Below are 10,640 nucleotides of genomic sequence, written 5' to 3'. Positions count from 1 at the left end.
TGACCTACAAGTGCGATTGGTACGGCAAGGAGCTTATTTTGGCAAACAAGCTGTACCCGTCTACTCAGCGCTGTGCGGCGTGTGGCAATGTTAAAAAGGGCGATGAAAAGATCACCCTTTACGGAAACAAGAAGCACGGCACAAAGCACAATGAGTACGTCTGCTACAACAAAAAATGCCCGAACTACAACAAGGTTGTAGATCGGGACAAGAATGCAATGCTTAGCCTTTTAGCGCTGGTTGATCATCCAGAATTGAATTGTGCGCTATGAATTTTAATTGAAAAGGAGTTAAGGCTGCGGCTTCAGCCATAGCCATGCGGGTTGGCTGTACCCGAGGATTGGCGAGAGTCTTTCCAAGAAGTTGCAAGAGTGGCATTAAGGTGCTTGCGCTGGTCAATGCGATTACCTCCTAGTTGAGATATTGGAATACCAGTGATGACGGCAATAAGAAAAATGTTTGCGAGTAAAGCGTCAAAGCTGGTGTGTAGGGTCAATAGCATTAGACCTCTGTGATTCCATTAGTCCAAACTAAAATACACATCTGCACACATTTTTTACAGCTGCTCGAAAAGTGGTTCAGATTGAACAAGCTGGGTGGTACCGCGGAAAGAAGCCTTTCGTCCCTATGAAGTATAGGAGATGAAAGGCTCTTTTTGTCCCCATTTTTTTCAGAAAAGGTGAGATTTATGGCCAAGTTAGTTATTCCTAAGGATTACGATCCAAAGATGTCAATCAGAGAAACGGAAAAGGCGATCCGCTACATCCGCGAGACCTTCCAGAGCGAATTCGGGACGGCAATGAACCTGGAACGGATTTCCGCCCCGATGTTCGTTGAAAAGTCATCCGGCTTAAACGACAACCTGTCCGGCTGGGAGCAGCCAGTCTCCTTCACCCTGCACGACGGGGACGGCAGCGAGATGCAGATCGTCCACTCCCTGGCCAAGTGGAAGCGCTGGGCCTTGAAGCGCTACGGCTTTGGGGTCGGCGAAGGCCTGTTTACCAACATGAACGCCATCCGGAAGGACGAAGAAGTCCTGGACAACCTGCACTCAGTCTACGTGGACCAATGGGACTGGGAAAAGGTGATCAACAAGGAAGACCGGACGGAAGCCACCCTGCACCAGACGGTCCGGCGGATTTTTGAAACCATCAAGGGGATGGAATACCACGTCCGCGCCCTCTACCCGCAAGCCGCCTACCATTTGCCAGAAGAGATCTACTTCTTCACCAGTGAGGAGCTGGAAGCCCGCTGGCCTGAATTGACGCCAAGCGAGCGGGAAAACAAGATCTGCCAGGAATACGGGGCCGTCTTCCTTGAGCACATTGGCGGCGACCTGCCTTTGTCCGCCAAGCCCCACGACCTGCGCGCCCCTGACTACGACGACTGGACCTTGAACGGGGACATCCTCTTCTGGTACGAGCCGCTGCAGCGGGCCTTTGAAGTTTCCAGCATGGGGATCCGGGTTGACGAAGACCGGCTCAAGGAGCAGCTGAAGCTGGCTGGGGCCGAAGACCGGCTGGAGCTGCCATTCCATAAAGCCCTCCTAGCCGGCGACTTGCCTTACTCAATCGGCGGCGGGATCGGCCAGTCACGCCTGTGCATGCTGCTCTTGGGCAAGGCCCACATCGGCGAAGTCCAAGCCAGCATCTGGCCGCGCGACATCGTTGAGAAGTGCGAGGCCGCCAAGATCCAGTTGCTGTAAGCTGGCGAAAACAGCGCAAATTCTTGGCATGCTGGACCCTGGGCTGTTAACTTAGTTTTTTATTTGGCACGGCGAAGCCGTGCCTTTTTTGTATGATTTGAATTGTAGTAACGGATAGGCTTTATTTGGCGGCTGAGGATAGGACTGTCCCCAGCCGCCCTTTCGGTTTATAATCATTGTAGTAACCAACAGGATTAGAAAGGAGCCAACATGTATCCCTACCAAGCCGAATTTGCCAGATGGTGCCGCTATTCCCAGCAGCTGTCGCCCAAGTCGATCTTCAACGCCAACCACGTCCTGACCAACTTTTTCAACTATGCCCGCCGCAACTTTGCCCAAGACGGGGTCGCTTCCCTGACCGTCACCGAGGTCCGCGACTACCTCGACCAGCTGGATGCCAAAGAGCACCTCTCCGTCACCACCATCAACAAGTACATCAGCTATTTGAAAAAATACTTCTACTTCTTGAACACGACCGGCATCATTGACAACTATCCCCTGCTCGAGCTCAAGGGCATCTCTTTTGAGCGGCGCAAGACCTACGTGATCAACTGGATGGACCACATCGCCGACTTCATCCCCGTCGTCAGCCACGAATTCACCATCTACCTCTTGACCCTGACGGCCCTGGGCTACAAGAGCCGGGACCTGCTCAAGGTCCACTGGAGCCAGGTTAAGGACCGGATCAAGGACCAGACGGTCAAAGACTACATCCACAGCCAGCTTGACTTCACGGAGAATCCCGACCCCTACCTCTTCGCAGCCAGAGGGGGCGAGCCTTACGCCAGCACCAACAACGTCATGCAGCTGGCCAAGGGGGACAAGCTGCTTATTAAAGACTGGCCCATGACCCTGACCAACCTTCGCCTCTCCTACGTCTATTCCGTGATCGCCAGCGGCAGGTACACGGACGGTGAGCTCCTGGGCATTCTTGACTGCGACCTCAAGCGCCTGGCCTACTACCAGTACAATGCCTCCTACTGCCACCTGATCCCCTATTCCAAAGACCTGCTTGAAAGCTGACATAATCTTTCGCCAAGCTTCTGATTTAAGATATAATGTTAAGGTAGCAAGAAAAGGAGAGTTTCAATGACAAAAAGCAAAAAGAAACAGGCCGCTGAAGAAGAAAGCTGGGGCTCCTTCTTCCGGGACGTCCTCGTCATGTTCACCATTTTCGTGGCCATCTACTACGTAATCTTCTCGTTCTTCCTGGCCAATGAAGTCGTGTCCGGCCCATCCATGCAGCCCACCTTTGAAGACGGCGACCGCCTGATCGCGGTGCGCAAGTTCACGCCAAAGCGCAACGACATCGTCATCATCAAGGCGCCGGATGAAGCCAAGGCCATGTACATCAAGCGGGTCATCGGCCTGCCGGGCGACACGGTTCAGTCCAAGAACGACGTGCTCTACGTCAATGGCAAGAAAATCGCCGAGCCATATTTAAATAACAAATATTATAAAGCCGACAAGGCGGCGGGCGTCAACTACACCACCAACTTCAAGATCAAGGTGCCAAAGGGCCAGTACTGGGTCATGGGTGACCACCGGGACGTATCCAAGGACTCAAGATCCTTCGGCCCCGTCAAGCGGAGCTACGTTTTGAGCAAGGTCGTACTGCGCTACTTCCCGTTCAACAAGATCAGCACTTCTTTTTATTAGAAAGCCGATTTGCCCTGAATCTTTTATGAGAAAAATGGTAAAATATATTTATTAAGGAGTGAAGATCATGAAACCAGAAGAACTTTCAGATGCAATCATTGAATTTCAAAGCAAGCACTCAGTCAGTGACACTGCCTTAGCTTTTTCCAGCCACCTTTCGGTAGAAAAGGTGCACGCGATGAAGGCCGGTCACGGCAACTTCACCGACGACGAAGTCAACCAGATGCTTGACTACATCCAATCACAAATTTAGCTAATCAGGCCAGCAGCGGCAGCTGCTGGCCTTTTTGCTTGGCGAGCGGTCTGTGTTTCACGCTTGTCATTTTCCATTTTTTACTTTCTATAATTTGCCGTCAAACTTTGCAGGACATGGCTTTTGCCGGATTATTTCTTAACAGCGACCATTTTTGTAAAATCCGTATTGCTTAAACTGAAGCCCCCTAAAGCTTGATATTAAGGGATTTCTTTTGCCAGCCTGTAAGCCCTTAAATTGCAATTTTGTTTCACAAGGCGGTTTGTCCTTGATCTGCCCTGACTTATTCACAAAAATAGCGCTTCTCAGCTAAGAGAAGCGCTATTTTGCTTAGTTTTCGCTTATTTTGCCCGCTGGCCTGTGGATTACTTTTTAGCCCGTTCAGCGTTGAGCTCGCTCATCTTGATCAAGACGTCAACGGCCTTCCACATTGATTCCAGAACCGTGTATTCAAAGCGGCCGTGCATGTTTTCCTCTCCGGCAAACAGGTTCGGGCAAGGCAGGCCCATGTAGGTCAATTGGGAGCCGTCCGTGCCCCCTCTGACTGGATCTTCATTGATCTCAGTCATCCCGCAGGCTCTGTAGGCATCGCGGGCCAGGTCGATGATCTCCATGTGCTTGGCCAGTTCATCAGCCATGTTGTAGTACTGGTCCCACATCTTGAGCTTGATCCGGTCGCCGCCGTACTTCTTGTTGAGGTCGGCCACGATCTGCTTGACCAGGTCCTTGCGGCTTTCCAGCCCGTCGCGCTCAAAGTCGCGGATGATGTAGGCCAGGTGGGCGTTGTCAACCGTGCCTGAGAAGTCCATCAGGTGGAAGAAGCCGTCGCGGCCGTCAGTCTTTTCCGGCACCTGGTCTTGCGGCAGGGCGTTTTGGAAGTCGATGCCGACCTGGATGGCGTTGATCATCTGCCCCTTGGCGACAGCTGGGTGCACGTTGACCCCTTGGATGTCCAGTTCAAACTGGGCGGCTGAGAAGGTCCCCCAGTCCAGTTTCCCTGGCCCTTCCCCGTCAACCGTGTAGGCAAACTTGGCGCCAAAGTCAGCCACGTCAAAGTGCTGGGCCCCAGTGCCGATTTCTTCGTCTGGCGTAAAGCCCAGACGGATGGTCCCGTGCTTGATTTCCGGGTGCTGCAGCAGGTATTCGGCAAAAGTTACCAGTTCGGCATCCCCGCACTTGTCGTCCCCGCCCAGCAGGGTGTCGCCGGAAGCGGAGATGATGGTCTGCCCCTTGTACTTCTTCAGGTTCGGGAAGACGGCCGGGTCAAGATAGAATTCAGAGTCGCCCAGCTGGATCTTGCTTTCCCCGTCGTAGTTCTCGGTGATCTGCGGCTTGACGTTCTCCGAATTGAAGTCTGCCGTGTCGCAGTGAGCCAAAAAGCCCATCACTGGCACGTCCCAGTCAACGTTGGACGGGATTTCGGCAATGACCGTGCCCGCCTTCTCATTGTAGTGGACGTCGCTGAGGCCCAGTTCTTCCAGCTCCTTCATGATGACCATCTGGTAGTCGACTTCCCGCTGGGTTGATGGGAAGCGGTCAGCGTGCTCATCTGAGCGGGAGTTGATCTTGACGTATTTCAAAAATCTTGGCAATAAGCTTGGATATTCCATTTTTTCTCCTAACATGCATTTGCAAAAGGCCAGTCACCCGACTAGCCGACGATATTGTTGAAGGGGTCGGTTGAGACCTCGCTGACCACGACGCTGGTCTGCCAGCCAGCTTCCTTGGCCCACTTTTCCAGCCGCTCGCCCAGCTTGTATTTGAAGAGCTTCTCGGTGTAGTGGCCCGGGTCAACGACCACCAGGCCGCTGGAAATCATGTCGTGGCCGGTGTGGTAGTAGACGTCCCCGGTAATGTAGGCGTCGCAATGGTCGCGCAAGGCCTGCTTCCAGAACTTGTTCCCGTCCCCGCAGACAAAAGCCACGTTCTTGACCGGCATGTCTTCTTCCGCCGCGATCAGGCGGACCATGTCAACGCCCATTTTATTCTTGACGTAGCGGGCAAATTCCAGGGCCGTCATGGTTCTTGGCAATTCCCCCTTGCGGCCGATGGCGATCCCGTCTTCATCAAGCGCGAAGGGCTGGACGCTTTCCAGGCCCAGTTCCTCCGCCTGCCAGTCGCTTGACCCATCCTTGGCCTTGTCGGAATTGGTGTGGATGGAGTAGACGGTGATGCCGCTGGCGATCACCTTGGCGTACATGGCATTTTGCGGGTCGCTGAAGTCCAGGTTCCGGGCTGGCCGGAACATCAGCGGGTGGTGGCTGACGATCAGGTCGACCCCCTTCTCGATGGCTTCATCAACCACGTTGGGCCGCACGTCCAGGGTGGTCATCACCTTGTGGACCTCGCTGTCCAGGCTGCCGATCTGCAGGCCAACCGGGTCGCCCTTGCTGGCGATGTCTTCCGGGAAGTCTTCCTGCAAGCGGCTGACGATTTCTTTAACCTTAGTCATTTTCTTCGCCTTCATCCTTGATTTCTTCGCTGATATCCTTGATCAGGCGCTCCAGATCCGCGATCCGGTCCGCGTCCTTCTGCTTGGCCTTGTTCAAGTTGGCCAGGAGCTGCTGGTAGTAAGCCAATTGTCTGGTCCACTTGGCCAAAAAGACCGCTCCCTTCTGCTTAAGCAAGAGGGGGCCAAAGTCCTTTTCCTTGGCGGTCAGGGGATGCTTTTCCCCAGTCTGCTTGGCCTTGATCAGTTCATAAGTGTGGCCGGCTTCAGCTACCAAGTCTTCAGCCACGATCTGGTAGTCGTGCTCTTCCAGCCACTGGCGGACCCGGCTTTCCCCGATGTTGGGCTCCAGGATCAAGGTTGGATAGTACTTGCCCCGGCCCGCGGCCTCTTCCAGCAGGCTGACCATGAGCTTGCCGCCCATGCCGGCGATGACGACCGTGTCGATCCGGTCTTCATCCTTCAGGGTCTCCAGGCCGCTGCCCAGGCGGGTTTCGATTTGCTGGCCCAGGCCCGCCTCAGCGATGTCCGTCTTAGCATTTTGCAGGGGACCGGCGGCCACGTCGCTGGCAATGGCAAAAGCCACTTTCCCTTCCTGGACCAGCTTGATTGGCAGATAGGCGTGATCCGTGCCGATGTCAGCCAGGCGGCTGCCGGGATCCACCATTTCCGCGAGTTTGTTCAGTCTTAAATTCATGGACTGCCTCCTTTACAACAACTAAGATTTTATCATAAGCCGTCCCCTCCTGCTAATCTTCCTGACAGCACTTTGTGCTATAATATGTCTGTTTGACAATCAAGGAGGAGTAAATGGATAGAAGCGAGAAAACCACCTTGACCAACATGTGCATGATCGTTGACCACGGAAAGGTCCTGACGATTGACCGCCAGTCCAAGCACTGGCCGGGTCTGGCCTTTCCCGGCGGCCACGTTGAGGCACATGAGTCTTTTTATCATTCAGTCGTGCGGGAAGTCAAAGAAGAGACTGGCCTGGACATCAAGCATCCCAAGCTGGTTGGGGTCAAGCAGTTTTTTGACCAAAAAGACCAGCGCTACATCGTCTTCTTCTACCGGGCGGATGAATTCACGGGTGAAGTCAAGGCTTCAAGGGAAGGCCCCTTGGCCTGGATCAAGCTGGAGGACCTGGGCCAGTACCACTTGGCCAGGAACTTTGACCAGGATCTGAAGCTGTTTTTGGATCCAGACCTTGATGAACACCTGTTGCTAGACCATAAGGATTACATGTATTAATAAGAGAAGTATGCAAGAAAAAAAGAACAAAAAGCAAACCGTCCAAAAAGCCGCCCTTTGGCTGATCTTGATTATTCTGGTCCTCGGCGCGGGGACCGCCATCTATGCCAAGCAGCACGGCTATTTTGGCCAGCAGACCAGCAAGAATGCCCAGTCCAAGCCAATGGCCTTAAAGAAGACCACGACCCTGACTGACTCCCAGATCTGGGGCTACCCTTTTAGCAAGTGCTACACGAAGAAAATCAAGTACAAGTCTGGGCAGAAGTACGGGAAGACTGACGTCATCCGCCGGGTCTACCCAAGCAAGTCCTACTTCCATGACGGCTGGGACTTCGGCTGGTCAGAGGTTGGCCGCAGAGCCCCGGTTTTGGCCGTTCACTCCGGTACGGTCAAGAAGATCGGCTACTGCAGCGGCCTAGAGTACTTTGTCTGGGTCGTCTCTGACGATGGCTACGTGGAAATCTACCAGGAAGGCTTTTTAAACCCAAGCGACATCGTCGTGAAAAAGGGACAGAAGCTGAAGGTTGGCCAGAAGATCGGCTACATGTCCGGCAGCCACCTGCACCTGGGCGTGACCAAGACCGACAAGGACTATATCACCAAGAAGGAAAAGCTGCCGTTCAAGAACTACTGGAAGGACAACGGCACTTGGCTGAACCCAATGGACCTGATCACCAAGAGCCTGAAGCTGCAGGAAGAAACCAAGCAGCACAACCAGGAAGTCAACCAGTACAACCAAAGCGCCAAGGCTCACAACGCCAAGCTGGCCTCAAAGGCGGCAAAGAATAAGTAAAAAGTGAAGCTCGAAACGAGCTTCACTTTTTTGTTTGTATTGCCATGTGAGGTCTGACGTTTTTTCGTAAGTTAGATTTTTTAAATCGGTTTTAGTAGTACAATGTGGCTGAGTAATATTTGTTTCAATCATGTGAGGAACAAGCTTATGAAGAAAATTGTGATGGCTGGCGCGCTTGTCGCGGCCGTGACTGTTGGTCTGGTGGCTGCTCCTAAGGCGGAGGCCAGCTCAGCTAAGTACACGATCAAGCAGTACCGGACTGTTAAGAAATACAAGCACGGGATGAAAGCGACTTTTTCCTACCAGTTGCCGCAACTGAAGGGCAATTCTGCCGCTATCAAGAAGATCAACAAGGACATAAAAAAGAGCCTTGCTGCTGAGAAAAAGAACGCGAAGCGATTGTTTAACTATGCAAAAGATGGAGCCAATAACGGCTTTAAGAACTTGAGCTATTACGATGCCACTACTGCCAAGATCACTTACAACAAGAGTAATGTCGTCTCATTTAAGAGTGAGATGAAATGGTGGGCCGGTGGCGTTGCAGAAGACAACATTGGCAGTTGGACCTACTCTCTTAAAAGTGGTAAGAAATTGAATGTATATGATGTTGCGCAAGGCAGCCAAGCAAGTATTAAGAAGAAGCTTGTCAAAGGGGCTAAAAAGCTTGGTTCTGGTAATGTCTACTTCAAGTCAACCAACTTAAAGAAAATGAATTTTGTCTTGAAGAAGGGCAAAGTGTACGTGTACCCGCAAGTCTATGGCTATAACATGGACAAGTACTTCACCCTGCCTGCCCGCTACAAGTAAACTGTAATAATAAAGATCGTCATTCCACCCATGTGGTCTGACGATCTTTTTGTATATTCTGCTTTAATCCCCGTAGACTTCTTCAATCAAAGGGAAAGTGCTCCACGCCTTAGGCCAGCCGCAGTAGAAAGCCAGCTGAGTAACAATCTCCACTGCTTCTTCCTTGGTGATCCCATGCTTTTTGCCCAGCTCCAAGTGGGCCTTCAATTGCGGGTACAAGCCTGCGGAAAACAGCGCCGCAATGGTAATCATGCTCCGGTCTCTAGCCGACAATTTGTCTTCTCTTGCCCAAACTTCCCCGAATAAAACGTCATCGTTTAGCTCCGCGAACTTCGGTGCCAACTTGCCCAAGTGATCGCGGCCTGCAGTTTGTTTTTCTGCCATTTTTATCACCCAATGTCCTTTTTTAAAAAATTACTTGTCTGCCACGACTAGCAATGACTTAATTGCTTGCCGTTGATCCATCGCTTCATATGCGTCTTGCACATGATCAAGGTCAAAACTCTTAGTGAAGACCTTGCCTGGGTGGATTTCACCCTTCAAAACAGCGTCCAGCAAGACCTCTTGGTCGTAAGTAGTGACGTTAGCGATCCCGCCGCGCCAGCCGACATTCTTCCAGAAAAACTTGTTGGTTTCAGGTTCCTTTTGCGGAACCCCTACCCGGCCGACAACCGCGCCAGCACGGGCAATCTGACCAGCTTGATCAATAGAGCTGCTTGCCCCAACGCATTCCAAAACAGCATCAGCGCCGTAGCCGTCAGTCAGTTCCAAAACCTTCTTTACCGCGTCTTCACCACGTTCACTGACGATGTCAGTTGCACCGAATTCCTTGCCCAAGGCTGCCCGGTCTTCGTGGTGGCTAAGCAGAATGATCTTTTCAGCACCGCGCAGCTTAGCCGCAATAACCCCGCACAAACCAACCGCGCCGTCACCGATAACAGCTACTGCATCCCCTGGCTTAACTTCCGCGCTAGCCGCAGCATGGTAGCCAGTTGCCATAACGTCTGACAAAGTCAACAGGTCATTCAATTGTTCTTCAGTGTAGTCGCTTGGCTGGCCAGGGATTTTTACCAAGGCGCTGGCATTCTTAAAACGCAGCTTTTCAGATTGGTAACCCTTGTTGCCGCCAACTTCCACGTTTGGACAGTTGCCGTCAAAACCAGCCTTGCAGATCTTACACTTCATGCAGCCGTGGGTGAACGGAGCGATAACGAAATCGCCGACCTTGACATTGTCAACTTTGTCGCCGACTGCTTCTACGATTCCGATGGCTTCATGACCAACCGTGCCTTCAGGCCGATCAGAAATGCCTCTGAACCACCACAGGTCTGACCCGCAGACGCAGGCTCTAATTACGCGAATTACCGCGTCGGTGTCTTGTTCAAGAGTTGCATCTTCAACTTCTCGGGCTTCAACCAGGCCTTTTTTAACGAAATATGCTGCTTTCATTTTTTCTCGCTTTCTGTGTAAAAATTCGCTAACGTTCTTTAATAATTATTGTTGCCTTTAGCTATAATTTTGGCAAATACTTAGCTTGTATATTGGTATACGTGAAATCTATAGCCCCTTAGATCGCAAAACCGCATCCCATGAGCGCAATGTCATTAAGTTAAGGCGTTGACTTTGAATGGGGAACGCTTTAGGACACTCATCTAAGTTTGATGAGTGTTTTTTGCTTAATTTTTGAAACCGCTTTACGCTATCTTTGATTAGGGATTTTATC

13 protein-coding genes are annotated in these 10,640 nt (G+C 51.9%); 8 read left to right on the top strand and 5 right to left on the bottom strand.

Going from position 1 to position 10,640, the window contains the following annotated elements:
• The 5 genes from OCH80_RS09805 to OCH80_RS09785 all read left to right on the top strand — a co-directional run.
• The coding region (locus OCH80_RS09805; RefSeq protein WP_404540539.1) for a zinc ribbon domain-containing protein at nucleotides 1-272 on the top strand (272 nt) is incomplete at its 5' end.
• 416 nt (nucleotides 273-688) lie between these two features.
• Nucleotides 689-1,705 carry an aspartate--ammonia ligase gene (asnA, locus tag OCH80_RS09800; RefSeq protein ID WP_404540536.1) on the top strand — a complete coding sequence of 339 codons (1,017 nt, stop codon included), beginning with the start codon at nucleotides 689-691 and terminating at the stop codon, nucleotides 1,703-1,705.
• A 210-nt stretch (nucleotides 1,706-1,915) separates the two neighbouring features.
• Nucleotides 1,916-2,728: a site-specific integrase gene (locus OCH80_RS09795; protein WP_404540533.1), complete on the top strand. Its 813-nt coding sequence runs from the start codon at nucleotides 1,916-1,918 to the stop codon at nucleotides 2,726-2,728.
• A 66-nt stretch (nucleotides 2,729-2,794) separates the two neighbouring features.
• Nucleotides 2,795-3,364 (top strand): signal peptidase I, encoded by a 570-nt coding sequence (gene lepB, locus OCH80_RS09790; RefSeq protein WP_404540531.1) that lies wholly within the window; start codon nucleotides 2,795-2,797, stop codon nucleotides 3,362-3,364.
• Between the two features lie 67 nt (nucleotides 3,365-3,431).
• A complete protein-coding gene (locus tag OCH80_RS09785) occupies nucleotides 3,432-3,617 on the top strand; it encodes an LBP_cg2779 family protein (RefSeq protein WP_206989796.1) in 186 nt (61 codons plus the stop codon).
• Nucleotides 3,618-3,982: 365 nt separating this feature from the next.
• Here the strand turns inward: OCH80_RS09785 and pepT are convergent, their stop codons facing one another.
• From pepT to OCH80_RS09770, 3 genes are read right to left on the bottom strand one after another with little or no spacing between them, the layout of a single operon-like run.
• Nucleotides 3,983-5,227: a peptidase T gene (pepT, locus tag OCH80_RS09780; protein WP_404540528.1), complete on the bottom strand. Its 1,245-nt coding sequence runs from the start codon at nucleotides 5,225-5,227 to the stop codon at nucleotides 3,983-3,985.
• 41 nt (nucleotides 5,228-5,268) lie between these two features.
• Nucleotides 5,269-6,069 (bottom strand): Nif3-like dinuclear metal center hexameric protein, encoded by an 801-nt coding sequence (locus OCH80_RS09775; RefSeq protein ID WP_404540525.1) that lies wholly within the window; start codon nucleotides 6,067-6,069, stop codon nucleotides 5,269-5,271.
• Nucleotides 6,062-6,763 (bottom strand): tRNA (adenine(22)-N(1))-methyltransferase, encoded by a 702-nt coding sequence (locus OCH80_RS09770; protein ID WP_404540522.1) that lies wholly within the window; start codon nucleotides 6,761-6,763, stop codon nucleotides 6,062-6,064. The genes OCH80_RS09775 and OCH80_RS09770 overlap by 8 nt, the downstream gene beginning before the upstream one ends.
• A 113-nt stretch (nucleotides 6,764-6,876) precedes the next feature.
• Between OCH80_RS09770 and OCH80_RS09765 the strand changes: the two genes are divergently transcribed.
• The 3 genes from OCH80_RS09765 (at nucleotide 6,877) to OCH80_RS09755 (ending at nucleotide 8,917) form a co-directional block, all read left to right on the top strand.
• The gene (locus tag OCH80_RS09765; protein ID WP_404540519.1) at nucleotides 6,877-7,317 is read left to right on the top strand and encodes an 8-oxo-dGTP diphosphatase; all 441 of its coding nucleotides are present in this window, start codon (nucleotides 6,877-6,879) and stop codon (nucleotides 7,315-7,317) included.
• A 10-nt stretch (nucleotides 7,318-7,327) separates the two neighbouring features.
• Nucleotides 7,328-8,110, top strand: a complete 783-nt coding sequence (locus tag OCH80_RS09760) for a M23 family metallopeptidase (RefSeq protein ID WP_404540517.1) — start codon at nucleotides 7,328-7,330, stop codon at nucleotides 8,108-8,110.
• Between the two features lie 147 nt (nucleotides 8,111-8,257).
• On the top strand, nucleotides 8,258-8,917 hold the full coding sequence (locus OCH80_RS09755; protein WP_404540514.1) for a PdaC/SigV domain-containing protein: 660 nt from the start codon (nucleotides 8,258-8,260) through the stop codon (nucleotides 8,915-8,917).
• A 63-nt stretch (nucleotides 8,918-8,980) separates the two neighbouring features.
• On the opposite strand, the gene OCH80_RS09750 is transcribed toward OCH80_RS09755, so the two are convergent.
• Both OCH80_RS09750 and OCH80_RS09745 read right to left on the bottom strand, forming a co-directional pair.
• Nucleotides 8,981-9,301: a carboxymuconolactone decarboxylase family protein gene (locus OCH80_RS09750; protein ID WP_404540512.1), complete on the bottom strand. Its 321-nt coding sequence runs from the start codon at nucleotides 9,299-9,301 to the stop codon at nucleotides 8,981-8,983.
• Nucleotides 9,302-9,331: 30 nt separating this feature from the next.
• Nucleotides 9,332-10,366 carry a zinc-dependent alcohol dehydrogenase family protein gene (locus tag OCH80_RS09745; RefSeq protein ID WP_404540510.1) on the bottom strand — a complete coding sequence of 345 codons (1,035 nt, stop codon included), beginning with the start codon at nucleotides 10,364-10,366 and terminating at the stop codon, nucleotides 9,332-9,334.
• Nucleotides 10,367-10,640: the final 274 nt, after the last annotated feature.

Origin of the sequence: Lactobacillus sp. 23-2, assembly GCF_044902225.1 — a bacterium.
Classification (GTDB): Bacteria; Bacillota; Bacilli; order Lactobacillales; family Lactobacillaceae; genus Lactobacillus; species Lactobacillus absianus.
This window is presented reverse-complemented; position numbering and strand designations above follow the sequence as displayed.

What these genes read in the sequence shown, in the direction of transcription:
- OCH80_RS09745 (WP_404540510.1), bottom strand. Translation starts at nt 10,366, where the DNA reads ATGAAAGCAGCATATTTCGTTAAAAAAGGCCTGGTTGAAGCCCGAGAA.
- OCH80_RS09750 (WP_404540512.1), bottom strand. Translation starts at nt 9,301, where the DNA reads ATGGCAGAAAAACAAACTGCAGGCCGCGATCACTTGGGCAAGTTGGCA.
- OCH80_RS09785 (WP_206989796.1), top strand. Translation starts at nt 3,432, where the DNA reads ATGAAACCAGAAGAACTTTCAGATGCAATCATTGAATTTCAAAGCAAG.
- OCH80_RS09795 (WP_404540533.1), top strand. Translation starts at nt 1,916, where the DNA reads ATGTATCCCTACCAAGCCGAATTTGCCAGATGGTGCCGCTATTCCCAG.
- OCH80_RS09775 (WP_404540525.1), bottom strand. Translation starts at nt 6,069, where the DNA reads ATGACTAAGGTTAAAGAAATCGTCAGCCGCTTGCAGGAAGACTTCCCG.
- pepT (WP_404540528.1), bottom strand. Translation starts at nt 5,227, where the DNA reads ATGGAATATCCAAGCTTATTGCCAAGATTTTTGAAATACGTCAAGATC.
- lepB (WP_404540531.1), top strand. Translation starts at nt 2,795, where the DNA reads ATGACAAAAAGCAAAAAGAAACAGGCCGCTGAAGAAGAAAGCTGGGGC.
- asnA (WP_404540536.1), top strand. Translation starts at nt 689, where the DNA reads ATGGCCAAGTTAGTTATTCCTAAGGATTACGATCCAAAGATGTCAATC.
- OCH80_RS09770 (WP_404540522.1), bottom strand. Translation starts at nt 6,763, where the DNA reads ATGAATTTAAGACTGAACAAACTCGCGGAAATGGTGGATCCCGGCAGC.
- OCH80_RS09765 (WP_404540519.1), top strand. Translation starts at nt 6,877, where the DNA reads ATGGATAGAAGCGAGAAAACCACCTTGACCAACATGTGCATGATCGTT.
- OCH80_RS09755 (WP_404540514.1), top strand. Translation starts at nt 8,258, where the DNA reads ATGAAGAAAATTGTGATGGCTGGCGCGCTTGTCGCGGCCGTGACTGTT.
- OCH80_RS09760 (WP_404540517.1), top strand. Translation starts at nt 7,328, where the DNA reads ATGCAAGAAAAAAAGAACAAAAAGCAAACCGTCCAAAAAGCCGCCCTT.